A 24,112-nucleotide genomic window follows, 5' to 3' on the forward strand; every position below is an offset into this window, starting at 1 on the left:
GGACTTGTAATGACTTTACTCGCAACGGAACAGACGATGAGCCAAACAGGACGATCGGTAAAACTGCAGCGCAGCATCGTGATTGGCTTTGGTCTGCTTGCCGCACTTCTCGTGCTGGGTACGATCCTTGTTCCGGGGTTCATCTCCCCCCGTAACGCGCGTTCGATATTGCTGCTTGCCGCTTTCCTGGGGCTTGCATCGTTGGGACAGACGCTATGTGCCATGGTCGGCGCGCTTGATCTCTCCATTCCCTATGTCATCGGGGGAGCGAACATTCTCTTCCCAAGCCTGTTGGTCACCGGCATGCCTGCCTGGCTGGCCGCAATAGTGGTCGTTATCCTGGGAGCAGCAATCGGGGTCGCGAACGGCTTTTTGAGCTTCAGGCTGCAGGGCCAGGCTCTCATCATGTCCCTGGGGGTCGGCTTCGCATTTGTCGGTGCGGTACAGCTGTACACCTCCATCGGTTCCGACTACGGCGGCACGGTTTTCGCGCCCGTACCGAACTGGCTCCGGAATTTCGCCGCGTTCAACGGGAAGACCTTCGGGCTTTCCCTGCCGCCGGTGGTGCTGGTTTGGCTGCTCATAACGCTTGCGACCATCTGGGCTCTGTACAACACCTGGTTTGGCCGCTCCATCTACGCGGTGGGGGGCAGCAGGACTGCAGCGGCACGGCTTGGCATTTCCGAAACCAAGGTCTGGACCAGCATTCACGGTATCAGTGGAGCGATGTCGGCACTGACGGGCGTATTGCTGCTCGGGTTTTCCGGCGGCGGATTCGTTGGCGTCGGAGATCCATATCTCTTCACCACCGTTGCGGCCGTTGTGATCGGCGGCACCTCGTTGCTTGGAGGCGCAGGCGGATACGGGGCAACCGTTCTCGGCGTACTCGTATTGACGGTAATGACGTCCCTGCTGGTTGGGCTGGGCCTGAGTTTTGCCGCGCAACAGGCGATCGTGGGTCTGCTGATCGTGCCGATGGTGGCCGTCTACGCTCGTACCCCGCATATCCGCAACCAGATCTGATCGAAAGGCCGGCAAATTGAAGATTGTCGCGATAACTGGCAATGTCTCGCGCCCCTCGAAGACGCGGGCGCTCGGGGAATACGCACTCTCGAGCGTCTCGCCCGGTCACACACGGTATCTGTTTGACCTGGTCGATGTTCTCCCGGTGTTGGGAACCACCCTGTGGCGTTCGGAGGCTCCTGTTGGACTCGCGAACGTTCTTGACGCAATCCAGTCTTCAGATGTCCTCATCGTGGGCACGCCGGTCTTCAAGTCCTCGATGACCGGCCTTCTCAAGCATCTTTTCGACCTCTTCGAAATGACAGCCCTGCAGGGGAAACCCGTGTTGATATTCGCAACGGGTAAAGCCGAAGCCCATGGTCAGCACGTCGAGGCTCACCTGCGCTCATTGATGGGCTTCTTCAAAGCCGAGGTTCGCGGTGACTTCATCTATGCGATGGACGGCGACTTTCCAGATTCGGCACCGTCTGCGGAACTCCGGGAGCGGGTCGACCGCCAACTCGCTCGCACTCTGGGCCATGTTTAGTTCAAGGAGAAGACCATGAAGTTTGCTCCCATCGAGAGCGCAGTTAAAGCAATCGCCGCCGGAGAGATGATCATCGTCGTGGACGACGAAGACCGGGAAAACGAAGGCGACATCCTGGTTGCCGCGGACAAGGTGACGAACGATCATGTTGCCTTCATGATGCGTTATGCGCGCGGCCTGATCTGCGTTCCGATGACCGGGGACCGGCTGGACGAACTGGATATCCCGCTCATGGTGGAGCGTAACTCGGATTCCATGCAGACAGCGTTCACTGTCTCAGTGGACCTGATACAAGGCGTATCGACCGGCATTTCCGCAGAAGACCGCGCCAAGACCATCAGGGCGCTCGCTGACGCATCGACGGTGCCGGAGGACCTGTCCCGGCCGGGCCACATATTCCCCCTGCGGGCAAACCCGTCCGGTGTCCTCGGCCGCCCCGGCCATACGGAAGCCGCGGTGGATTTCGCGCGGCTGGCCGGGCTCGAGCCAGCGGGTGTCATCTGCGAAATCGCCAACGACGACGGCACTATGGCGCGTCTTCCCGAGCTCAGCGAATTCGCTGAGCGGCATGGCCTCCTCATGGTGACCATCGAAGCCCTGATCGAATATTGCCGCGAGATCGATAAAAGCGGCCTTTGTGCAGATCACGCAGCCAGGGAGGCGGCGATGGCCAATGTTTCGTATCTGACAAGCAGACTTTCCCCGTGCCCTCAGACGGAGAGCGAACTCCTGCGTTGGTGGCCTCCGATACACGCGAAGGAAAGCGCGTTTGAAGGTGCCCACGGGGAGCCTCGTGACGCTAACTGACCATGGTTAGCTGCGCGATGATCGGGCATAACAAACCGTGAGCCACTTTATCGTCGCCACTGCTTTCCTGCTGAATTATCGGCCCACGCGATGTCGCTTTAGTTCCGTTTCCCTTTTCAGTCTCCGGATGGTCGAGGATATGCTGGCCGCTCTTGGGATCATTGTCTCGCACCCTACGATCCGCCGGGCAGAGAATTTGGTCGTTCGCCAACGACAAGCTTCAATCCTACAACACCGAACGAGACATCACGCCGGCTGTCGCGCATCGGCATCACAAGGGCTTGAACAATCGAGCGGAGAATTCGCACCAGCCAATCCGACGGCAACAGCGGATCAAGTAGCCTTTCAGGTCACAACGACTCTTGCGGCGCTTCGTCTCCATCCATGACCCGATTGCTAACATGTTCCACATCCCCCCATCACCTCACCGCGAGCCATGTCGCGAACTGGGGGCAGCAGCGATGAACCTATGGGCGCAAATCGTTTGCGCATGGCTGACAAAATAGCCCCGCGTCACGGGCTCGACCCTTTGCCGTTGAGTTCACGATGCCCCGTCGAAACCACGGCGAGGGCTGGCCTCGCCAGTCAATTGCCCCGTCCATGCGTCACGGAATATGATGTTCCACCGAGAGGGACTCGCCAGGACGTTCAGTTCTCTATGCGGATTTATTCTTTTAAATCAATCTCGTAACAAAAATCAGATAAGTTCTATTATGGAACTCAACGCCCCCGGGCAATTCCAAATAGTGTCAATTGCATGCTAAAATCCCTTTAAGTTCTGTCACAGCGAGCTATTTCGATTTTTCGAAAAGCATCGTCGAGAGTCTCCACTTCGAGCAGTAGCAAGGCATCGTTCAAGCAGCGCTCGATATCGTCCACTCTCCTGCCCTCTATTTGGGCAATCATAGGAATCGTCTTCCCTCGTGCCAGCCATCGCAAGGATGCCATCTGGAGAGGACAAAGGTTCGATATTGTCATTCTAGAACTACCATCTCGTACTCGATCGAGGCGTTAGGAATTTAGTTGATGCTCATGGACGAAGGCCAAAATTCCCTGCTTGAACTCAACTGACCACCGGCCGATCGGCTCTGGGTTGCGCTTCAGGGCGGTAGTGATGGGCAGCCGTCGCCTTGGACCGCCGGCTGTACAAGCCGGGTTCTAAGCTGAAGAATATCGTTTGCAGCCTCAACGAAGCTCTCCATCGAAGTCTTGTGCTCCGGCAGCAGTCGCTTGACCAAACGTAATTCCAAGAGCAGCTTGGTCTTGTTGTTTTCGTAGTAGAGTGGAAATTTTTTGATGTTGAGGCCTTTGATGTCGTAGGACAGGTCTGGTAGGCATTATAGCTCACTGCCGTAAAATGCTGGTTGGCGCGCGCTATGTGAATCGCATCGGCCCCATCCTCTGCGATGAAATTCACGTAGCTTTGGGAGGCGCCCCGGTGCTTGAGTGAATCAAACGTCAGTCCGGCGATCCCGATCACACAAATGGGAACGACCAAAAGCAGCATTTTCGTTTTGATACTGATATGTGCCATGAACGAGATAATTGCCCACCCTTCTTCAATATGTGGTTCAGCGCGTTGCCCATGCTGCTAGACCTCCTCCTTCAGCGTCTCCTTCTGGGTAATAAGGCGCGCAGAGTGGTGGCCGGAGGCAAATGCCCAAAGCCAGCTCAGCGCAACCGCCATGCGGCTCCTTGTTCCGATCAAGAAGTAGATGTGAGCAAGGCCCCAGATCCACCAGGCGATGGAGCCCTTGAGCCGCAGCCTGCCGAAATCGATCACCGCGGAGCTTGGTCCAATGGTCGCAAGATTACCAAGATGCCTGTACTTGAAAGGAGGCGGCGCTGAGCGCTGCTTGAGGCGGGCCTTGATCACTTGGGCGACGTATTTTCCCTGCTGCTTTGCTGCGGGCGCGATACCAGGAACCAGCATTCCCTCGCCGGTCTTAACGCTAGCGGTATCGCCGACAACGAAGATGTCCGGGTGTTCGAAGACCGTAAGGTCGGGCTGCACGATAGCACGCCCCGCTCGATCCGTCTCCGCCCCCACCCACACGGCGGCCTTGGATGCCTGCACGCCCGCCGCCCATATGACCGTGCGGCTCGGGACAAACTCGTCCCCAATCGATATGCCTTCCTCGGTGCAGTCGGTCACGGGCCTTCCCGTGCGAACCTCGACGCCCATCGACGCAAGGGATCGCTCGGCGTATTGCGATAACGCCTCATGAAAAACAGGCAGAATACGCGGCCCTGCCTCTACAAGAAGAATGCGCGCCGAAGTCGTATCGATGTTTCTGAATTCCTCGACAAGCGTCCTTCGAGCCAGTTCGGCGATGATCCCGGCCATTTCGACGCCTGTCGGCCCGGCGCCGATTATCGAGAAGGTCAGCAGCCCCGCCCGCGCTTGGGGATCGGTTTCCAGCTCCGCTTTTTCGAACGCCAGGAGAAGGCGACGGCGGATCGTGGTGGCGTCTTCCAACGCCTTCAGTCCGGGCGCGAAGGGCTCCCATTCATCCCGGCCGAAATACGCGTGACGGGCCCCCGTTGCGAGAACAAGGGTATCGTAGGGAATGGCATGGCCGCCCTTGAGCGAGACGAGCCGCTTCTCGACATCGACGCCTACGACCTCGCCAAGAAGCGTCGTGACATCTTTCCTTCCACGAAATACTGCGCGAATGGGCCAGGCAATCTCGGAGGTCGCCAGGACGGTCGTGGCGACCTGATAGAGCAGCGGCTGGAACAGGTGATGATTGCGTCTGTCGATGATCGTGATCGAGAGGTTTGGACATTTGAGATCCTTGGCCAATTGGAGGCCGGCGAAACCACCTCCCACGATGACAACTCGATGCTCCATTTCGTCCTCCCGCGAGCCTTTGGAAAAAACCCGCCTCGGATCAAGCGCGTCTTTCGGTGTTGCACAATCGCAAGCTCAGTCGCTGATGCGACTGCTCACAATGATGGAAGGGGGGCTTACCAGCAACGGAAGCAACGGTTCGAGAACACGCTTGACGTTCGGAGATTCTCCGTGACGCGCGGCTGCCTCCTCGTTTGCCCAACCATCGAGAATGAAGAACGTATTCGGCTCGTCGGAGCGCTGGTAGAGATTGTAGTAGAGGCAGCCCTCTTCCTCGCGGGCAGGGCCGACAAACTCCTGGAGCAGTGTGTTGACACGGTCCCGGTTACGCGTCGATGTTTTAAACTCAACAATGAGATGCTGTTCGTCGGACTTGCTCGATGGCATGTGGGAAGCTCCTAATTGAAGACGATGACGGGCTTGATCACGCGGCCAGCTTCGGCATCGGCGATGGCCTCGTTGATTTTCTCGAACGGATACTTTGTGATCAGCTTCTGGAACGGGAATAGGCCGGCCTGGTTCAGCTCGACCAGTTGGGGAATGAAGAGCTGGGGGATCTGGTCTCCGAGAATGGCACCCTGAATTTTCCGGTTGAAGACCATGAGGTCCAGCGGGATTGGAATATCCTTGCCGAGCGCGTCGAGCCCGAGGAGGACGACATGGCCCCCTGCCCGCGTGCATTTGATCGTATTCAGGATGACGGGAATGATACCCACGGCATCGATCGCAAAATCGGCACCGCCGCCCGTCAAGGCGTGGATCTGCTCCACGACGTCTGGGTCCCTGCCGTTGATAGCATGGGTCGCGCCCAACGTCTTGGCCATCGCCAAACGCTGCTCGTTCAGGTCGATGATGATGATCTTGCTGCACCGCCGGACCTTGGCGGCCATCACCGCAGCCATGCCCACTGCTCCGGCGCCGAACACGGCAATGGTTTGTCCGATCTCCGGCTTCATGGCGTTGATGACGGTACCTGCCCCCGTTGCCATGCCGCAACCGAGCGGGGCCGCATTCGTCAGGTCGAAATCCTTGGGAAGCTGCGCGGCGTTGTTCTCAGTCGCCAGGATGTGGGTCGCGAAGGATGACTGGCCGACAAAGTTGCTGCCGATGCCGACTTCATCACAAAGCAAGGCCTTTTTGCCGTTCGGACGAAGCCCCGTCAGATTGTACTGGGTGTAGTTCTGGCAGTTCATCGGGTGAGAGCGCCGGCAATCGCCGCAGAAGCCACATGAACTCTGGCTGAGCGCAACGTGGTCGCCCACCCTTAAACCCTGGACGTCCGCCCCGATGGCTTCGACGATGCCAACACCTTCATGTCCCGGTATGACCGGGGCGGGAGGCCCAAAAATCCCATCACGGAGCAACAGGTCCGTATGGCAGATGCCCGTCGCGACCGTTCGCACAAGAATTTCATTGCCTTCGGGATCCGCCAGCTCAAGTTCACGAAACTCCAGCGGAGCTTTCGGTTTTACGGCCACAGCCGCCGTTATCTTCACCATGCTTTTCTCCTGCATTCTCCCGCGTTGACACCGGGAATGACCTGTCTGGCATCCTGTGCGGGCTAGACGCGACCGACGCGTGCGCCGTAAATGATCGCCGCAAGAGCGATGATCCCGCCCTGGACGATAAGCTTGCCGGGCTCCTGGATGCCGAACACGGTCAACATCGCAAATAGGAAACTGAAGGCGACGACCGCCACGAAAGGCCCCGCGACGCCGCCGCGGTCGACGCCGAACGTCACCCCACCGAGAATCGTCGCGGCGAGAGCGTTCATGAAGGTGTCGAAGCCGGGCTTGATCGTTCCAACGGCCAGCGCAGACACCTGAACCAGGGCGGCGATGCCCGTCAGCGTGCCCGCCAGCGTATGCGAGAAAAAAATCGTTCGAGCCAGAGGTATGCCTGTTATCTCCGCCGCCCTCGGATTGTCGCCGACAGCGCGGAAGTAGCGCCCGAGGATCAGGAAGCGGAACGCTAGTGCGACGACCACGGAAATCCCGATCCAGACGATAACGGAGTAAGACAGGCCGTAGATGTTCCCGCTCGTCAGGACGCGAAGCCAGCTTGGTGTCGAACCCGGTGCACGGCCGGAACTCATGAACTGGACGATCCCGATGAGGATCGCCGATACGCTCAGCGTCGCGATGACCGCGGAGGCGCGGACATAGGCCACGAGGGCGCCGTTGATCAGACCGACGGCAAGGCCGATGACGATCGTCATCAGGACCGTGACGAAGGGCGGGTAACTGTTGAGGAGCCCGGAGCTGGCGAGATAGATCGAAAAAGCAAACACGCCACTGACCGAGAGATCAATCGAACGCACCCGCATGACAAGAGATTGCGCCAGCACCGCGATCCCGAGCGGCGCTGACTGTTTCAGGATCACGAACCAATAGTTCGGATTGATCAGCGTCGCACTTACCGCGGGGGCCAAAGCGATCAGGATTGCGAGCACGTAATATGCCGGGGGCAAGCCGAGCACCCAGGAAAGTGTGCGCTTGGCGGTGAGAGTGCGGGATGGCGTCTCAATTTTCGCATCTGCTGTGGTCATCGAGAGGTCCATCTCTTTCAAAGTCCGATCGTTTTGCGACGCTGCGAAACGACGAGTGCCAGCAGCAGAAGGCCCTTCACGACCGACTGGAGGAATGCCGAGACGTTGGCGAGGTTCATCACGTTGTTGACGATGCCGAGGATAGCCGCGCCGGCGACAGTGCCGAGGATGCTACCGATACCGCCAGCTAGGTGAACACCCCCGAGCGCTGCTGCGGTAACGGATTCAATTCCGAAGGTGGCACCCCCCTTGGGATCGCCTGAGGCAAGGCGGCCCGCGAGGAACATCCCGGCAGCACAAGCAAATAGCGCCGACAGGATGTAGGCTTTGATGACTGTGCGCTCGACCGGGACGCCATTCATGCGGGCATTGAAATCGTTACCCCCCGAAGCGAACAGGTAAAGGCCAAACGGCCTGCGATAAAGCATCCAGGCAGCAACGACGGTGGCGGCGATCAGCCAGAGCAGCGAGTTCGGCACGGGCCCGACCGAACCCGCGACTGACGCCGACAGCCAATCAGGCACCTTCCCGCCGGGGATCGGGAGAATGATAAGCGCCAGTCCCTGGCCGATCCCCATGGTTGCCAGGGTCATGATGATCGGGTGGACGTTAAGCCTGGCTACGCCGTATCCGTTGGCCAGTCCGAATGCGATCGCAACCGCAATGCAAAGCACGACACGGACAACCTCTGGCATGTCGAGTGTCATGATCGTGGTCGTCACGCTGATGATCGAACCAACGGAAACGTCCAGGCCGCCCGTCAGGATCACAAAGGTCTGGCCGAGCGCAGAAATGACAAGAACAGTAGATTGGGCCAGCAGGTTCGACAGATTCTCCGGCGCCAGAAATTCTGGAAGCAGGATGACCGAGGCGACCACCAGCACGAATAGCGTCCCGATCGACAGCCGGATCGCACCCGCCCGGTAAGGAGTCTTCAGGAAGTTTGCGATGGTATTCATGTATCCTCCTCAATGAACAGCGGCGCGCGGATCGTGCGCGAAGTTCGAACCTAGTGCGGTTCCCAGGATGGTTTCCTCTGTGGCATCGAGCGCGGGCATCTGCCCGACGATCTTTTTGTCGTGAACGACCAGGATGTTGTCACACAGCCCGATCAGTTCGGCGTGCTCGCGCGACGAGACGATCACTGCACCGCCACGATCGGCAAAATCGCGAAGCAGCTTGTAGATTTCCGCTTTCGCGCCGACATCGACGCCCCGTGTCGGCTCCTCGATGACAAGGATATCGACCCCCGAAAGCAGCCAGCGGCACAGAAGCACCTTTTGCTGGTTTCCGCCCGAAAGTTTGCCGACGGGCGAGGCGGGGTCGGCAGCCGCAACACGGAGCGACTTTATGACATCGTGAACCCTGGAGATGGAACGCCATGCAACGCTCGCCATGTTCCGGTTCAATTGCTTGCCAAGTGCGATGTTGTCGTAGATCGGAAGCCGAAGAAACAGGCCTTCCTGCTTGCGGTCTTCAGGAATGAAACCAATGCCCGCTGAGATGGCACTCGAAAAGCCTGAGGATACGTTCACATCGATCATGCTGTCGTCGCGGCGACGCTGGACGCTCGCAGCTGCGGCGGGTTCGACCCCGACGACCGCACGCATGATTTCACGCTGCCCCTGGCCCTCCAGCCCGGCGAGCCCGATGATCTCGCCCGTGCGTACGGAAAAACCGACTGGCGGGCCATGGTCATTGAGACGAAGCCCTGCCACGACGAGCATCGGCGATCCAATGGCCTGTGCCCTCGGCGGAAAGAAACTCTGAAGTTCGCGTCCAACCATGGTTGCCACGAGCGTTTGGAGATTAAAGTCTTCTGCCCTGGCTGTCTTTACCCAAGCCCCGTCCTTCATGACGGTGATGGTGTCGCACAGTTCGAACACCTCGTTCATCCGATGCGAGATGTAGACGACAGCCTTGTTTTGCGCCTTCAGATCGCGGATGACCTTGAAGAGATGAGCGACGTCCGTTGAGTTTAGTGCCGCGGTCGGTTCATCGAAAATGAAGACATCGGCATTGGATGTCAGGCCTTTGGCGATTTCCACTGCCTGCTGCTGGGCAACCGTCAGCGTTTCCACAATCGCCGTCGCGTCCAGTTGAGGGAAAACGTCGGCAAGCAGCTTGCGGGATCGCTCGACGACCTCGGCGGTGTCTATCGACCCATCGGCACGCCGCGGTTCGTGTCCAAGAAACATGTTTTCGGCGACCGTGAGATTGGGGATCAGGGTGAACTCCTGAAACACTGTCGACACCCCGGCGAGACGCGCTTCCTTGGGGGACCGGAAGGTCACCTCTTCTCCTCGCAGACGGATGCGTCCAGCGGTCTGTTGATAGACGCCGGCCAGAATTCGCATCAGCGTGGATTTTCCCGCCCCGTTCTCGCCCATCAACGCGTGGACGGAGCCGCGTTCAAGCGAAAATTGAACATTCGACAGGACTTTGGTCGCACCAAAGGACTTGTTGATGCTGACCATCTCGACAAGCATACTCATGAACACTTCCATCTGCGAGGGTGAAGAGGGCGCGCTTGTCCGCGCCCTCAATGCGTCAGGCCTTGAAGTACTCGAGGAGCTTCTCATTCGGCATTTCTGTCGGGGCCCAGTAAGCGTCCGTGAGATCGGAGCGGTAAAACTGTGCAAGATTTTCGTCGACGATCGGCTTGGGCCGGTTGGTCCAGTTGCGCTGGATCGGCTTGCCTTCGAGAAGCGCGAAGGACGCACGCAGGGCTGCCGTCGAAAGAGCCGGAGGGCAAATGGGCCCGATCGAAGAGAGCTTTTCATCATTCCAACGACGCATCCATCCGTTCAGGGCTTCTCCCGTGATCGGTGGAATGGTGGAAGCCCCGGCTTCCTGCAGCGCGTCCAGGACCCCGAGCGACATATTTGCGCCGTCAGTCCAGACCCCGGCGACATCGGGATCAGAGAGATAGAGGCTTTCGGCGATCTTCTTTGAGTCCTCGTAGGACCAGCTGCCGTGCTGGGTTGAGGTGATTTGGAGACCGGACTTGCTGAAGACTTCCATCGCCCCGGCGTAACGATCAGCATCGATCGGATGCCCGGCGACGCCGCGCAGCACCCACACTTTTCCCTTGTTGCCTAGTTTGTCGACCAGGAACTGAGCCATCACCCGACCGAAGTAGAAGTCGTCGCCCTGGACCTGCACCGTGAAATCCTCGGTGTCGACGCGACCGAGATAGACGACCGTCGGAATGCCGGCGGCCTTTGCCTTCCTGATGCCTTCCACGGCCGAGCCTGTTGTAAGCGGCGCAATGATGATTGCATCGACTTTTTGTGCGATCAGATCTTCGATGTCGGCGACCTGTTTTGAGGCGTTGAGGTCGGCGCTTCGGAATTGATAGTCTGCGACACGGGCCTTGTTCCTGCTAATCTCGTATTCGGCTTCGAACGCGGTCTGATAGGTGTGCGTTGAACCGGCCAGGCCATAGTGGCTGTGACCGATCTTCCAGGGACCTGCCTTGGCGAACTTACCAGCTTCGACGACGGGGTTTTCCCCTTCGGACGGCCAAGTGTCGGGCAGCAGGGCGATAGTATCGTCTGCCCGCAGGATGCCCGGTATTCCGAACGCGCCCGCTGCAATCAAGGCACTGCCCGTCTGCAGGAATGTACGTCTTTTCATCAGAATTCTCCTCCTCTTGCCACCCAACGCGGCCATTTTGTCTGCGACCTGGAGCGCCGTTATCTTCCAGCCATCGCCGAATTCTCCCCAAACGGCAGATCGCATCATTATGAATAAGCAGACAATCTGTCAATAAAGTATCTTGAATTTCGGATTTTCGACGTGTCGTCTGTGTTATCACGCTGATTTAGTTGTTCTTTTATTGCGGCTCGGTTCGATATAGCAATAAGACAAAGCAACCGTCCGTCACCTCACCCCACGAGCGCGCAACAGGGAACACAGCAGACCGCGCCTCGCCGGCGAGGTTCATGAAAAGGAAGTTTGGCGCCATTATCGCTACCATTGCCCGGAAAATGAGGCTGCGAGGCGCAGGAAATACGGGCGCTACCGTCAGCCGGAGCGTTCGATGAACGTCACGTCAGACTCAGTCAATCTGTCAAGCAAATTCCAGTTCAGCCAACAATTCGGGCCAAGATCTAGATCGGCCGCATACCCTGAGGAAGCAATTGATATTACATCGCTTTGTTTCTTTACATGTCCGTGTAGCGCGTTGGCATTGGCCTCAGCGAGCATTTTCGTTCACTGAAGATAATTGACTGATTGTCTGCTAACGCCTACAAGTGTCACCCACCGGCCGAGCGCGCACTTAAGGAGTCATTTTATGAAAGAAGCATACGCTGCAATTTCGCGCGAAAAGGCAAAGCCTCTTGTTCTGGAGTGCATCGGGATCGATCAACCTCGCCCCGACGAAATCCTCGTCCGGATCGTGGCGAGCGGTGTCTGCCACACCGACATGGTTGTTCGCGACCAAGGATATGACGTACCGCAGCCCGTGGTTCTCGGCCATGAAGGCTCCGGCGTCGTGGAAGTGGTCGGGGCCGATGTAAAAGGGCTTTCGCCCGGTGACCACGTGGCTCTAAGCTACGCATATTGCGGGAAATGCGAAAAGTGCCGGGGAGGCACGCCTTATTATTGTGAAGACTTTTTCGGCAGAAATTTCCGTGGCACCCGGCCGGATGGCAGTTGCCCGCTACATGATTCACACGGTACCCAGATCAGCGGGTGCTTCTTCGAGCAGTCTTCTTTCGCCACCTACGCCATCGCCAGCGAGCGCAATGCGGTCAAGGTTTCCAAAGATGTTCCGCTCGAACTCATGGGACCGCTGGGCTGCGGGCTGCAAACGGGCGCCGGAGCGGTTCTCAACTGCCTCAAGCCCCAACCGGGATCTTCCATTGCAGTGTTCGGCGCGGGTGCGGTCGGCATGGCAGCCGTAATGGCGGCGAAGATCGCCGGATGCTCGACCATCATCGTGATCGACCTTAACGATGAACGTCTCGAACTGGCGATTGAACTGGGTGCAACCCACATCATAAACGCCCGCAATGGGGATAGCGTCAAGGCAATCAGGGAAATCATTCCCGAAGGCGCAGACTTCAGTCTCGAATGCACGAGCTCGCCGAAGGTGTTTCGCCAAGCGGTCGATTGCCTCGGCACCCCAGGAACCTGTGGACTGGTCGGATCGTCCGCGCTCGGAACGGAAGGGATCGTCGATATCGGCAACTTTCTGTTCGGCCGTACGCTCGTCGGTGTGGTCGAAGGCCAGAGCATTCCCTCCAAATTCATACCCGAGCTCATCGAATACTGGCAGCAGGGACGGTTCCCGTTCGACAAGCTCGTCCAGTTCTACGATCTCAACCAGATCAACGAGGCAATGGCCGATTCCGAGAGCGGCAAGGTCATCAAGCCGATCCTGCGCATGAAGCACTAAGCTCCCGTCACGAACATTGTCCAGAAGTCAGCCTCCCAAGGCAACGTCCGGCGGGGCCGTGGTCGTCACGGTCTCGCCCGGACACTCTGGAACGCAGGTGTGAGGCGCAACACCGTTTCATCATTGCAACGCGACCAAGTCGCGGTAACGATAGTGAGCTCTTCCAGGTCAAAATATTAGTCTGCGACGGCGCAGTTTCTCGGCGATCTGTGACCGCCGCATCAGGGCCTTGCGGCAGTTGACGGCCGCAAGCCATTGCAGAATCTGCAAATGTGAAGTGAGGTTCAACTGATGCTGCCCTTGAGTCATAAGAGCACTGGGGCGGGCAGGCACGAGCGTCCCGACACGTGCGCCTTGCGTCAACGTGCCACCAGGAAAATGCCAGACAACCGGTGATGATCTTGCCAGCGAGTGGCCGGTGGCGCGCTGTCCTCGTCCCGTCGAAAAATACCTACGAAACTATCGAGATGGGTCATCAGACGTTGCGTCAACGCGAGCCTTAAGCAGACAGACCCAGCACAAAGGTGAGTCTAGCGCCTGCCTCTCTCCGCACGTTCCGACGTTCCATTGCCGTTCTGCCCTCGACGTTCGCCTGGGCAGCGTGATCGGCCGGGTCCTGCTCGCGGTCGACCGCCTCTTTTTGAAGGCTGTCGGCGCGGTCTTGACCAAGAGTTTCCCCGCCTACTGCAGAATGTGTCATCGGGCCTCCGTGACCAGCTAAAACATTGCGGGTGGCGAGCCTTAAGACGCGCCACCAACCGTTGGACTACGACTGTATGCCGCCCATGCAGACGTATTTCATCGAAAGGAAGTCATCCATGCCGTATTTCGAGCCCTCGCGGCCGAACCCCGACTGCTTGACGCCGCCGAACGGTGCGACCTCCGTCGAGATCAGGCCGGTGTTGACGCCGACCATCCCGTACTCCAGGGCCTCCGTAACCTTCCAGACATTTCGAAGGTCGTTGGCGTAGAAGTAGGCAGCGAGACCGAACTCGGTGTCGTTGGCCAGTTCAATGACCTCGTCTGTCGTTTCGAACCTGAAGACCGGGGCGAGCGGCGCAAAGGTCTCCTCTCGTGCGACCTTCATTTCCTTTGTGGCTTCCGAGAGAAGCGTCGGCTGGACGAAGGTGCCACCACGCTCGTCCCTTGCGCCGCCGACAACGACCTTCGCACCCTTACCGACAGCGTCATCGATGTGGCTGTAGAGCTTCGCTACTGCATCCTCGTTGATCAGCGGACCGATGGTGGCTCCATCCTCGAACCCGTCAAGGACCTTGAGCGCGGAAACCCGCGCCGCCAGTTTTTCTATGAAGCGGTCGTAAACCCCGCTCTGGACGTAGAGACGGTTGGCGCAAACGCAGGTCTGGCCGGCATTGCGGAACTTGGACAGCATCGCTCCTTCCACGGCCTCGTCGAGGTCGGCATCGTCGAAGACGATGAAGGGAGCGTTGCCGCCGAGTTCGAGGCTGAGCTTCATGATCTTTTGTGCGCCCTGCGCCATCAGGATGCGCCCGACCTCGGTAGACCCTGTGAAGGTCAGCTTCTTGACGACGGGGTTCGAGCAGACTTCTTCACCGAACATCCGGGCGTTGTCTGTCGGCAGGACGCTGAACAGGCCGCCGGGTATTCCCGCACGCTCAGCGAGGATGGCAAGAGCAAGGGCCGACAATGGGGTTTCGGCGGCCGGCTTGAAGATGATGGCGCAGCCGGATGCCAGCGCCGGGGCGATCTTGCGGCAGACCATGGCGGAAGGAAAGTTCCAGGGCGCGATGGCCGCCACCACGCCGACGGGCTGTTTGATGACTATTAGGCGCTTGTCGGCCTGATGCCCCGGAATGGTGTCCCCGTAAACACGCTTGGCTTCTTCCCCGAACCATTCAATGTAGGAAGCGCCGTAGGCGATCTCGCCGCGTGCCTCGGCCAGAGGCTTGCCCATCTCGGACGTCAGGATGATCGCGAGGTCCTCGGTGTTGGCCGTGACGAGGTCGAAGAACTTCCGCATGACGCCGGCACGTTCCTTGCCCGATCGTGCGGCCCACTTTTTCTGGGCGAGTTTGGCGACGTCGATGGCTTCGCGGACGTCCTGGAGTCCTGCGCTCGGGAGACTCGCAATCACGTCCCCAGTCGAGGGATTGTGGACCTGGATCGTCTTGCCGCTCGCGCCCTCTTTTCGCCAGTCGCCTCCTACCAGCATTTCCTCGCGTACCAGGGAGGGGTCTTTCAGGCGATCCAGTAGAGCGGTGGAGATAGCCATTGATATTCCTTTCGATGCAACGTTCAAATCTGATTACGGATGTGTGGTGAGCGGGCGTAGATCGCGACCATGGGGACGATCAGCAGCCCTACGACGGCCTGTTGTGCCGGGAAACTGAGCCCCAGGCCGACGAGAAGCGAGGTCAGGACAGTAAGCACGAGGACGCCGAGGACGGTCGCTCCATACCCGCCGGCACCACCTAGAAGAGATGTTCCGCCGATAACGACCGCCGCCACGGTGGTGAACAGATAGGGATCACCGACCCCGACGAAACCGCCGCCGGAGAAACCGAGGAGCAGCATTCCGGTGAGTGCCGACATCGCCCCGCTGACGCTGTGGATCACTGTCCAGATCTTGAATTCCGAGATTCCGAGGCGGGCGGCGGCCGTGCGGCTCCCGCCAACAGCATAGAGGCTCCGGCCAAACCAGGTGTTGTGCATTATCCAGCCCAGGGCGACGGCGATGAAAGCCCATATGACGATAACCGGTGGAAACGGCAGACCGAAGAACTTGCCGTTGAACGCCGAAAGGTTGCGAAGCCATCCGGGGACGGGCGCAAAGACGGTACCGCCGAACTGCGATCCGAGCGAGGTGTAGATCTGGACCGCCCCGACGGCCGCGAAACCCAGGCCGAGCGACATGATCAGCGCCTGACCCTGCAGCCGGAAGCTGAGGGCGCCGTTGCAAGCCCCGACCAAAGTGCCAAGGACGAGCACGACGATCATGGCGACGGGCGCCGGAAGACCCGCCACCATGAGGCTTGGAAGCAGGATATTGGCGCCACCGATGATGTATGGGATGGAAAGATCCAGCGCTCCAACGAGCGCGCAGAGCGTCTGCCCGACAGACGCCAGCCCCAGGAAGGCGGCGAGCAGGAGGATCGATCGCGCGTTCTGCGGCGACACGAAGCCCGGCACGAGCAGCGCTCCAAGAATGAGCAGACATGCAAGGAGACAAAAGCCGATCGAAATACTCTTGTGCTTGCGCAAAGGGCTGGCGCCACGGGCCGCGCCGATTTCTGTGTTCAAGACAGTGGAGATCATTTCCTTACTCCCTCACGCGACAGTGCGGCGGCTGATGACGAAGACGTTCACGAGAAGTGATCCAACGAGGATCAGGCCAAAGGCCATTTGCGTAACGAAGCCCGAAACCGTACCGAAGTTGAAAGTGGACAGAAGATACGAGATGAGGAACATGTTGATCGCGCCGAGCGTCGAGCCGAGCGCACCGCCGCGCCCCCCGGAGAGACTGGCGCCGCCAAGGACCAGCGCCGTGACCGCTTGCAGCGTGTAGGTGCTGCCCTGGGTCGGGTCGCCGGATGAGATCAGCGCGGTGTAGCTCAATGCGGCGAGCCCGGCAAAAACGCCGCCGACCATATGGGCGATGATGCGCACGACGTCGACCTGCACACCACTGGTATAGGCCATCCGCTCGTCAGCGCCTGTCATCCGCAGGTTGCGGTAAAACATCGTGCCCCTCAGGACGCCCCAGATTGCGAAAGCGCCGAGCAGAAGCAACAGGACAGGCGAAAATACGCTCGTTCCCGCGCCCCAGCTTAGCATCCAGTCTGGAGCGACACCGCCGGGACGCGACATGACCATCAGGTTGACGCCCGACAGAACGAGGAAACCGGAGAGCGTGACGATGATGGGCGCGACGCGCACGTAGATGATCACGAGCGCTTGCACCAACTGGAACGCCGCTCCCAATCCCACCGCCCAGGCAATGATGGCCACAGGGTGCGTGATGCCGTTGCCGACCAGCCACGTAATGAGCGTGACGTTGACGAAGCCCATCAGCGGTCCGACGGAAAGGTCCACGGCTCCGCGGCCCGCCATGACGATCGGTGTTATCGCGAGCGCGGTGAGGATCAGCGGCGTTGCAACCAGAATGGCTCCGGCCAGACCATTGTTCGTGAACAGACCTTGGCCACGGAAGGCGACGGCGCAAAGGAGGACAAGGAAAAGCCCGGCCGGAACGTACAGCGAGCGGTCCTGCGTGACTTGACGGAAAGCGGTTGCAGACATCATGCGGTCCTTTCCAGATCGAAATCAACGGAAGCGTCCCGGGCTTTCCCGAACATAGCGGCGAGGATTGGTGCCTCGGCGATTTCCTCGCCGGTCAGGGATCGAAACAACGTTCCCCCGAAGAACACGTCGACGCGATCGGCAAACCCGATGAACTCCTCGATCTCAGTCGACAGGTAGATGACACTGCCGCCTTTTTCAGCAAACAGGCGGAGTTCGCGGTAGAGGTCGCGCTTGGTGCCGAGATCGACGCCGCGGGCGGGGTCATTCAGGAGGATGACTTGGGGATCGTTTGCGAAGGCGCGCCCGATGAGCACCTTCTGTTGGTTGCCACCCGACAGTGAGGTGATCCTGTTCGACGGGCTGCCGATCTTGATGCGCAGACGATCCACTTCGCGCTTGAACATCGGTTTCAGCGTGGGCTTGCGGATCACACCCAGGGGGCCGAGCTTCTTCCTGTAGACACCGATGGCGAGATTTTCGAAGATGCTTTGTTGCGGGAAAATACCCTCGCGCTTGCGGTCCCCGGAGACGTAGGAAACACCGAGGTTTGCAGCATCGTCGAGCGATCGCAGCGGGACCATCTTGTCCGTATCCACCGAGCGGACCTTCACCTCGCCACCGAACGGCTGGATGATGCCCGCCAAGGCGCGGATAAAAGCGTCCTGCCCCTGCCCATCAAGCCCGGCCACGCCGACGATGCTCCCCTTGGGAAGGTCGAAATCGAACAGGCGCGCCGACCGGTGCGCGGCGAGACCAGTCGCAGTTAGTATTAGAGGGGCCGAGAGCGGCTTCTTTCGGGAGGCGTATTCTGTCGCATCGCTGGCGCGCCGATCTGCCGGCGTCATCATGGACAGCAGGTTTTCCTCGGTGATCTCGTCCTTTCCGAGCGTACCGACAGTTATCCCATCACGCAGGATCGTCGCACGGTCGGCGATACGCACGAGTTCGGCGATCCGGTGGGTGACGATGAGGATCGTCGCGCCCTCGGCACGAAGGCGGTCGATTTCCGCATGGAGCCGGAGGGTCGAGTCGAGGTCGAGCGCGGCCGAAGATTCGTCGAGAATCAGCACCTGCGGCTTGCGAAGGATAGCCCGGGCGATGACGATCCACTGTTTGATGCTGAGTGGGAGGCTGCCTGCCAGCTGATCGAGGTCTACGGATTTTCCGACGAGCCGCGCCACGATTTCAGCCGCTTCTGTCCGCCGATCGCCGGTCGACTGCGAACGAAAGACACCGTCACGACCGACATAGAGGTTCTCGAACACGCTGGCCTCGTCGGCAACCAGTACTTCCTGGAAGATGGTGGTCAGGCCGACCCGCTTGGCGTCGACGGGCGAGGCAACCTTTTCACCCAGGATCGTGACCTTGCCTGCGTCCGGGTGCAAAACGCCCGACATGATCTTGGCCATCGTGCTCTTGCCGCTGCCGTTCTCGCCGACGATGGCGTGCACCTCTCCGGCGCGGGCCTCGAAGTCGCACTTCTTGAGTGCCCTCGTCTCCCCGAACGCCTTGGCGACATCTATCATTCTGACTGTTATCTCGCTGTCCATCGCAGACCTCCCACCCGCAACGTCCGCCAAGGCGGCTTTTACGATCATCCAAGGTCCCGCCCGGCGGTTAAGCCACCGGGCGGATCCGGCTTACTGGGCTACCGGCTTCCAGGGATCGGCAGGACGCTCGAAGTACTGGTCGGCAATCGCACTTGGGAACCATCCGTCCGCCTTCGGTTCGACGAAATCAGTCGAGTTCAAATCGCAATCCTCGGGGATCGCGGCGCGAACGTCATCGATTGTGAACGGCAGGACTGGGCGCAGGAAGGACTGCACCTTTGGCCCCTGCCCTTCGAGCGTGCGAAGCATGATCTCCCACATCTGCTGCATCTCGCGGCGCGGCGGCCAGATATGGAAGCCGGCATCGATCCATTCCGGATTCTGGCGCCAGTAACATGCCGCCGAAGCCTCGCCGCCCAGCGTAATCGGCACCATGTCGCGGCCCGACTGGAGCATGGCGTTCAACACGCCGTTCTCCTGCGCGCCCTGTGTCAGAATACCGTCAATCTGGATGGGGTTCGTCGCCAAAAATTTCTGCACCTCGACCTGTGCTACCTGGTCGGTCCACTTGCCAGCCACTTCGCCGACAATCTTGATGTCGGGATACTTTGCCAGCGCGTCTTTGGCGGCCTTGTCGAAGCTGTCGGATGAGGCGAAGCCAGGGATGCCCGACACGAGAAGCACGTTGCCTTTCTTGCCGATCTTGTCTGCGAGCCAGATCGCCATCTCGCCGCCGCCCTGCGCGTGATTGGCAGCGCCGTTGATCGCGTAAGGCGACGTCACGTATCCCGAAAACGAGAAGACAGGAACGCCTGCCTTATAGGCGTACTCGATCGTCTGATTGAGAGCGGTGACGTTCGAGCAGCAGATGATGATGGCATCAACACCATCATCAACCATCTGGCGCATCTGCTGAATCTGGACGGCGTCCTTGAGGTCGGACTGAGTGACCACGACTTCAGATACGAGCCCCGCTTTTTTGGAGCGCGGCAAGAGGTCATTCATGACGGCATCGAGGGCCGCTGCGCGCCACGTATTGCCGGCATAGCTACTGGCGTAGCCGATCTTCCAGGGCGGTCCCTTCTTCGGTTTGAAGTCCTTGTAGGCACTCGCTCCGAGCGGAACCTGCGGGTCGACGACCTCGTAGATTTTCTTCTCGTTGGCGGGGAGCTGGTCGACGCCGTCAGCCCAGGCCGTGGTCGTCAGGGCGCTGACCGCGATCAGCGCCCCCATGGTTCCGGTTAAACTCCGTCTCATTGGATGCTCCTCCCAAGAGATTGTTTCAGGCGACTTTCGCCCTGGTTGCGGATGCCTGCCGGATTTCCTCGAGGATCGGCAGCAGGTATTTTCTGAACTCGGTGTAGTCTTCGGTGACCGGGAAATGACCGAGCTTCTCCATCGTCCAGAACTTGCTGCCCTTGACGAGATCGGCGGCGATCTTGGTGTCGGCCGGGGAGGTATTCGGATCGTATTCGCCCGTCAGGAAGTACAGCATGCACTTCGACGTATCGATCTTGCTCGCCTCTTCGGGTGAGACATTGTGGTCGTAGTAGTAGTAATAGAGGTCACCTGCGAAGACGCCCGGACCGCCGCAGCTATATTCCCACTGGATTTCGCGGACATTGGCTTCTGGTGAGTAGGGCGAGATATTGAGCATCATGGCCGCGCCGATGGAGGTGCGGTTCACGTTTGGGTTGTCGAATTCTTTCCTAATGCCTGCCATGCCGACATCGACATATTCGGCAGCCGAGCGCAGTGCCCCTTCGACGGAGATAGTAGCGCGGAAGTTGTCGGGGTAATTCGACGCCAGATCGATAGCAAGATGTCCGCCCATCGAGCTACCCATATAAACGGGGCGGTCCAGACCAAGGGCCTTAGAGAGTTCCAGTTGGAAATCCATCATGAACTTCTTGGTCATGTTGTACTCTTTCTCCCACCAGCGAACGCCGTGTGGAGGAAGAGACTTCCCGTGATAGGGCAAGTCGAACGCGATAACGCGGAAGTTCTTGGTCACGTCTTCGTCGCAGAGCGTGTGGCGGTACTGGCGGCCGTCGGAGCCCGCCGTGTGACCGACAAGCAAGGGAATGCCCTCTCCGGCTTCCTCGTAATAGACGCGATATTCGATGCCTTCGATCGTCAGGTAGACGTAACGGCCCGTGATTGGATCATGTCTGGTCATGCTGCTACTCCTTCCGGGCGGGCTTCGCGCATCAGGCTCGTCATGCGATTGAGCGCAGGGAGATACGCGAAGGTTTCGTTATTGTTGCTAAGGAACAGACCGTGTTTGATGTTTGACGACTGCAGGCACTGATAAAACGGCCGCGGCTTCTTCTGGAGAAGCGCGTCCCACTGTTCACCCGTGCCCCGGATGACGATCTTGCACTTCTCGTCGTCGTAGGCGGCTTCTTCGACCTTCACCATCTTGCCGTCTTCGAAGTGGAGTGCGACGCTGCGGCTCGGAAAATCGCATTTGATAATGCCGTTGAGATAACGGGTTTCGCGCTTGAACTCGAAGTCCTCCAGCGCCAGTTTTTTGAACTTCTCGAGATCGATGGCCAAGTTCGGCTCCTCCCTGGTTAAAACGGCGCGGCCGATCCACGCCTTTCAAAATTTTCCGCCACGCCCAGCGGCGGCGGCTTCAGATGCCCATTTCGTTGAAGACCTCCTGGGCGTTTCGGAAGCTGTCGATGCCCGCCGGTACGCCGGCGTAGATCGCGACCTGCAGGAAAATCTCCTGGATTTCCTCCTTGGTGAGGCCGTTGTTGATCGCGCCGCGCACGTGGCCCTTGAGCTCATGCGGACGATTGAGGACAGAGATCATGCCAAGGTTCAGAATGGACCGCGCGCGCCTGTCGAGGCCTGGTCGATTCCAGATCTCGTTCCAGCAATACTCAGTGACGAGCTGCTGCATAGGCCAGGTGAAGTCGGTCGCCTTACCGAGTGCTGCGTCGACATAGGCATCGCCCATGACTTCACGACGCGTCGCCAGCCCTTGAGCGAACTGTTTCGAAGGGACAGGCCGCTCCTTGCCGTGTGTTTTCACTTTCGTTTCTTTCGTGGCGGTCATTCGACAACGCTCCTAGCTTTACTGTCTACGACAAGATCAACTGATTATCAGACAATCTGTCTGTTTCGCCCGAGTTCGCGAGTTTCCGAGGCTAATTGTGATCTTCGACGTATCGGATAATACGGGTGTGGTCCTCGGATGGGCCTAGCGCCTTCTGTGCAGCATCCCAGGCGTCTGCCGTGCTGGCGAGAGCATCGAGGCGAAGACCAAGCGTCTTGGCGAGATCGGCGGCGATGCGGATATCCTTGGCCATCAGGCCAATGGCAAATCCCGACCCGAACGTCTCAGAGAGGATGAACTGCTTCATCTTCACTTCGGTGGCGTTGTTCTTTCCAGACGACGAGTTGAGAATATCGACGATCGTCGCCGGCTCCAGGCCGAAGGCGCGTCCAAGAAGGACACCCTCGATCGCCGCCAGCACACCTGCACCGGATACGAAGTTGTTAATCGCTTTCATCGCGTGACCCGAGCCAACTGGCCCCGTCCGGAACACCTGTTGTCCCACTGCCTTCAGCAGCGGCTCGGCCTCCTCGATATCAGCATCCTCCCCACCGGCCATGATTGTCAAGGTGCCAGAAACGGCGCGCTTGACGCCTCCGGAGACCGGGGCGTCAACCAGCCGAAGGCCACGAGAAGCAAGTTCGAGACCGAGTTCCCTTGTGTCGTTTGGAGCAGACGAACTCATGTCTATGACGACGGCATTCTGCTTCAGGCCGCCACAGGCGTTTTCGCCCAGCAGCGCCTCGCGCACGATCTTGCCGTTCGGAAGCATGGTGATCACGAAACTGGCCCCGACCATGGCGTCAGAAATCGTTTCGGCGGCTCGCCCGCCCGCATCAGCGAGCTTTATCCTGGCATCTTTCGAGAGGTCGAAACCGACGACATCGAAGCCCGCCGAAATGAGATGTTGAGCCATAGGTTGGCCCATCGCGCCCAGCCCTATAAAGGCCACGCGCGTTGCGTTGAGTGTCGATGACATTTTTTCCTCCGGACGCGTGCGAGCAATGAAACCCGCCTTCCTTCAGAGAGGATTAAAAAGATTATCAGACAATCTGTCAATCGAAATTTTAAGTTTCTGGCGCTGCGTTCTTCCGGAGGTATTCAAGTGCGACCTTGGCAGCCTGGTCGATATGGAATTTGCAGGCCGCCGCCGCCAACGGCCCGTTGCGATTCTGGATTGCGTTCGCAATATCCCTAATTTCGGCAATGCTGTGCGCAAGCCGTCCCGGTTGCGTCATGGTTGTCATTCGAAGGAGATTTATCCGATTATGCAGAGCTGTCAGCATTTGCCTTACGAACACGTTTTTGCTGCCGTCCATCAAACAGTTGTAAAACGCGTTTTTCGCATCTATGAGGCGCGCACCGACGCCACTTTCGGCAGCGGCTTCGAATTCGACCACCGCGGCTAGAAGTGTCGCTATGTCGGCGGCAGTGCCATGCTCAGCGAACTGCTGGCCCGCGAATCCTTCAAGAAGAGCCCGAACGGTATAGAGTTGCTGCGCTTCCTCGTAGGTGATCGTACTGACGACCGGTCCCTTATGGGGATAGCTTGTGATAATGCCTTCAGCTTCGAGCTGTCGCATTGCCTCGCGAACCGAGGTCCTGCCGACGCCCAGCATTTCGCAAAGTTCTCGCTCTACCAGTCGCTGGCCGGGCTTAAATCGCCCACTGGCTATCGCCTGACGGAGAGTCTCCTCAACTTTTACGCGCAACGTCGCACTTTGTCTGGATATCTGTAGGTCCGTCTGCATCGCCCGCCAACACCTGAAATCGGCTCACGCCGCGCTAAATCATTCTCTACATATGGAGGCATTCGCTCTTAATATCAATCCAGATTGTCTGAGAGCTGCGAGCCTCAATTGATCTCTTCGCGACAGCTTTGCCTGCTCGTCGTGTCTGACAGCCATAGACTTGCGGGCTCTTAAGTCGCGGATAGCGCCGCCCGGAGCGCGATCTGACACGGTCCTACAGCTATGGCCTTGAAGTCGTCAGCGCATAGACTGGTGAGAAGGACAGAAGACGGCGCATATCGTGCTCGGTGGCCGC

At 58.9% G+C, this 24,112-nt stretch carries 20 protein-coding genes and 2 pseudogenes; 5 read left to right on the plus strand and 17 right to left on the minus strand.

What is annotated here, in order from left to right; translation table 11 throughout:
• Positions 1-9: 9 nt before the first annotated feature.
• The 4 genes and pseudogenes from K290_RS0119560 (at position 10) to K290_RS38405 (ending at position 2,862) form a co-directional block, all read left to right on the plus strand.
• Entirely contained in the window at positions 10-1,023 is a 1,014-nt protein-coding gene (locus K290_RS0119560) for an ABC transporter permease (RefSeq protein ID WP_015341906.1), read from the plus strand.
• Positions 1,024-1,039: 16 nt separating this feature from the next.
• Positions 1,040-1,549, plus strand: a complete 510-nt coding sequence (locus K290_RS0119565) for an NADPH-dependent FMN reductase (RefSeq protein ID WP_015341905.1) — start codon at positions 1,040-1,042, stop codon at positions 1,547-1,549.
• Between the two features lie 15 nt (positions 1,550-1,564).
• Positions 1,565-2,164: pseudogene (gene ribB / locus K290_RS34555) on the plus strand (3,4-dihydroxy-2-butanone-4-phosphate synthase); the annotation flags it as partial.
• Positions 2,165-2,383: 219 nt separating this feature from the next.
• A pseudogene (locus tag K290_RS38405) lies at positions 2,384-2,862 on the plus strand (hypothetical protein).
• A gap of 1,085 nt (positions 2,863-3,947) precedes the next feature.
• Here K290_RS38405 and K290_RS0119580 read toward each other — a convergent pair.
• The 7 genes from K290_RS0119580 to K290_RS0119610 all read right to left on the minus strand — a co-directional run bounded on the left by K290_RS0119580 (position 3,948) and on the right by K290_RS0119610 (position 11,397).
• Positions 3,948-5,210, minus strand: coding sequence for an NAD(P)/FAD-dependent oxidoreductase (locus K290_RS0119580; RefSeq protein ID WP_028753487.1), 1,263 nt, complete (start codon positions 5,208-5,210; stop codon positions 3,948-3,950).
• A gap of 75 nt (positions 5,211-5,285) precedes the next feature.
• Complete coding sequence (locus K290_RS0119585; RefSeq protein ID WP_015341900.1) at positions 5,286-5,597, minus strand: putative quinol monooxygenase; 312 nt, start codon at positions 5,595-5,597, stop codon at positions 5,286-5,288.
• Between the two features lie 11 nt (positions 5,598-5,608).
• Entirely contained in the window at positions 5,609-6,709 is a 1,101-nt protein-coding gene (locus K290_RS0119590; protein WP_015341899.1) for an NAD(P)-dependent alcohol dehydrogenase, read from the minus strand.
• 62 nt (positions 6,710-6,771) lie between these two features.
• A complete protein-coding gene (locus tag K290_RS0119595; RefSeq protein ID WP_028753488.1) occupies positions 6,772-7,770 on the minus strand; it encodes an ABC transporter permease in 999 nt (332 codons plus the stop codon).
• Between the two features lie 5 nt (positions 7,771-7,775).
• On the minus strand, positions 7,776-8,717 hold the full coding sequence (locus K290_RS0119600) for an ABC transporter permease (RefSeq protein WP_004129665.1): 942 nt from the start codon (positions 8,715-8,717) through the stop codon (positions 7,776-7,778).
• 9 nt (positions 8,718-8,726) lie between these two features.
• Positions 8,727-10,253 (minus strand): sugar ABC transporter ATP-binding protein, encoded by a 1,527-nt coding sequence (locus K290_RS0119605; protein WP_028753489.1) that lies wholly within the window; start codon positions 10,251-10,253, stop codon positions 8,727-8,729.
• Positions 10,254-10,308: 55 nt separating this feature from the next.
• On the minus strand, positions 10,309-11,397 hold the full coding sequence (locus K290_RS0119610; protein WP_004129668.1) for an ABC transporter substrate-binding protein: 1,089 nt from the start codon (positions 11,395-11,397) through the stop codon (positions 10,309-10,311).
• Positions 11,398-12,058: 661 nt separating this feature from the next.
• On the opposite strand from K290_RS0119610, the gene K290_RS0119615 reads away from it, so the two are divergent.
• Complete coding sequence (locus tag K290_RS0119615) at positions 12,059-13,165, plus strand: NAD(P)-dependent alcohol dehydrogenase (RefSeq protein ID WP_004129670.1); 1,107 nt, start codon at positions 12,059-12,061, stop codon at positions 13,163-13,165.
• Between the two features lie 766 nt (positions 13,166-13,931).
• On the opposite strand, the gene K290_RS0119625 is transcribed toward K290_RS0119615, so the two are convergent.
• The 10 genes from K290_RS0119625 to K290_RS0119670 form a co-directional block, all read right to left on the minus strand.
• Positions 13,932-15,419, minus strand: coding sequence for an NAD-dependent succinate-semialdehyde dehydrogenase (locus K290_RS0119625; RefSeq protein ID WP_015341893.1), 1,488 nt, complete (start codon positions 15,417-15,419; stop codon positions 13,932-13,934).
• Between the two features lie 23 nt (positions 15,420-15,442).
• Complete coding sequence (locus K290_RS0119630; protein ID WP_004129685.1) at positions 15,443-16,462, minus strand: ABC transporter permease; 1,020 nt, start codon at positions 16,460-16,462, stop codon at positions 15,443-15,445.
• A gap of 12 nt (positions 16,463-16,474) precedes the next feature.
• Positions 16,475-17,449: an ABC transporter permease gene (locus K290_RS0119635; protein ID WP_015341892.1), complete on the minus strand. Its 975-nt coding sequence runs from the start codon at positions 17,447-17,449 to the stop codon at positions 16,475-16,477.
• Positions 17,446-18,999 carry a sugar ABC transporter ATP-binding protein gene (locus tag K290_RS0119640; RefSeq protein ID WP_028753490.1) on the minus strand — a complete coding sequence of 518 codons (1,554 nt, stop codon included), beginning with the start codon at positions 18,997-18,999 and terminating at the stop codon, positions 17,446-17,448. Before K290_RS0119640 ends, K290_RS0119635 begins: the two co-directional genes overlap by 4 nt.
• 90 nt (positions 19,000-19,089) lie before the next feature.
• A complete protein-coding gene (locus K290_RS0119645; RefSeq protein ID WP_028753491.1) occupies positions 19,090-20,256 on the minus strand; it encodes an ABC transporter substrate-binding protein in 1,167 nt (388 codons plus the stop codon).
• A gap of 25 nt (positions 20,257-20,281) precedes the next feature.
• The gene (locus K290_RS0119650) at positions 20,282-21,178 is read right to left on the minus strand and encodes an alpha/beta fold hydrolase (protein WP_004129697.1); all 897 of its coding nucleotides are present in this window, start codon (positions 21,176-21,178) and stop codon (positions 20,282-20,284) included.
• Positions 21,175-21,558, minus strand: a complete 384-nt coding sequence (locus K290_RS0119655; protein ID WP_028753492.1) for a hypothetical protein — start codon at positions 21,556-21,558, stop codon at positions 21,175-21,177. Before K290_RS0119655 ends, K290_RS0119650 begins: the two co-directional genes overlap by 4 nt.
• Positions 21,559-21,637: 79 nt before the next feature.
• Positions 21,638-22,066 carry a carboxymuconolactone decarboxylase family protein gene (locus K290_RS34560; RefSeq protein WP_004129705.1) on the minus strand — a complete coding sequence of 143 codons (429 nt, stop codon included), beginning with the start codon at positions 22,064-22,066 and terminating at the stop codon, positions 21,638-21,640.
• Positions 22,067-22,157: 91 nt separating this feature from the next.
• Positions 22,158-23,045: an NAD(P)-dependent oxidoreductase gene (locus tag K290_RS0119665; RefSeq protein ID WP_028753493.1), complete on the minus strand. Its 888-nt coding sequence runs from the start codon at positions 23,043-23,045 to the stop codon at positions 22,158-22,160.
• An 88-nt stretch (positions 23,046-23,133) separates the two neighbouring features.
• Positions 23,134-23,817, minus strand: a complete 684-nt coding sequence (locus K290_RS0119670) for a GntR family transcriptional regulator (RefSeq protein WP_015341888.1) — start codon at positions 23,815-23,817, stop codon at positions 23,134-23,136.
• Positions 23,818-24,112: the final 295 nt, after the last annotated feature.

The sequence above is a fragment of the Rhizobium leucaenae USDA 9039 genome, from assembly GCF_000426285.1.
Classification (GTDB): Bacteria; Pseudomonadota; Alphaproteobacteria; order Rhizobiales; family Rhizobiaceae; genus Rhizobium; species Rhizobium leucaenae.

Excerpts from the sequence above, each read along its gene's own strand:
- K290_RS0119560 (WP_015341906.1), top strand. The coding sequence starts at position 10 with ATGACTTTACTCGCAACGGAACAGACGATGAGCCAAACAGGACGATCG.
- K290_RS0119580 (WP_028753487.1), bottom strand. The coding sequence starts at position 5,210 with ATGGAGCATCGAGTTGTCATCGTGGGAGGTGGTTTCGCCGGCCTCCAA.
- K290_RS0119585 (WP_015341900.1), bottom strand. The coding sequence starts at position 5,597 with ATGCCATCGAGCAAGTCCGACGAACAGCATCTCATTGTTGAGTTTAAA.
- K290_RS0119590 (WP_015341899.1), bottom strand. The coding sequence starts at position 6,709 with ATGGTGAAGATAACGGCGGCTGTGGCCGTAAAACCGAAAGCTCCGCTG.
- K290_RS0119595 (WP_028753488.1), bottom strand. The coding sequence starts at position 7,770 with ATGGACCTCTCGATGACCACAGCAGATGCGAAAATTGAGACGCCATCC.
- K290_RS0119600 (WP_004129665.1), bottom strand. The coding sequence starts at position 8,717 with ATGAATACCATCGCAAACTTCCTGAAGACTCCTTACCGGGCGGGTGCG.
- K290_RS0119605 (WP_028753489.1), bottom strand. The coding sequence starts at position 10,253 with ATGAGTATGCTTGTCGAGATGGTCAGCATCAACAAGTCCTTTGGTGCG.
- K290_RS0119610 (WP_004129668.1), bottom strand. The coding sequence starts at position 11,397 with ATGAAAAGACGTACATTCCTGCAGACGGGCAGTGCCTTGATTGCAGCG.
- K290_RS0119615 (WP_004129670.1), top strand. The coding sequence starts at position 12,059 with ATGAAAGAAGCATACGCTGCAATTTCGCGCGAAAAGGCAAAGCCTCTT.
- K290_RS0119625 (WP_015341893.1), bottom strand. The coding sequence starts at position 15,419 with ATGGCTATCTCCACCGCTCTACTGGATCGCCTGAAAGACCCCTCCCTG.
- K290_RS0119630 (WP_004129685.1), bottom strand. The coding sequence starts at position 16,462 with ATGATCTCCACTGTCTTGAACACAGAAATCGGCGCGGCCCGTGGCGCC.
- K290_RS0119635 (WP_015341892.1), bottom strand. The coding sequence starts at position 17,449 with ATGATGTCTGCAACCGCTTTCCGTCAAGTCACGCAGGACCGCTCGCTG.
- K290_RS0119640 (WP_028753490.1), bottom strand. The coding sequence starts at position 18,999 with ATGGACAGCGAGATAACAGTCAGAATGATAGATGTCGCCAAGGCGTTC.
- K290_RS0119645 (WP_028753491.1), bottom strand. The coding sequence starts at position 20,256 with ATGAGACGGAGTTTAACCGGAACCATGGGGGCGCTGATCGCGGTCAGC.
- K290_RS0119650 (WP_004129697.1), bottom strand. The coding sequence starts at position 21,178 with ATGACCAGACATGATCCAATCACGGGCCGTTACGTCTACCTGACGATC.
- K290_RS34560 (WP_004129705.1), bottom strand. The coding sequence starts at position 22,066 with ATGACCGCCACGAAAGAAACGAAAGTGAAAACACACGGCAAGGAGCGG.
- K290_RS0119665 (WP_028753493.1), bottom strand. The coding sequence starts at position 23,045 with ATGTCATCGACACTCAACGCAACGCGCGTGGCCTTTATAGGGCTGGGC.
- K290_RS0119670 (WP_015341888.1), bottom strand. The coding sequence starts at position 23,817 with ATGCAGACGGACCTACAGATATCCAGACAAAGTGCGACGTTGCGCGTA.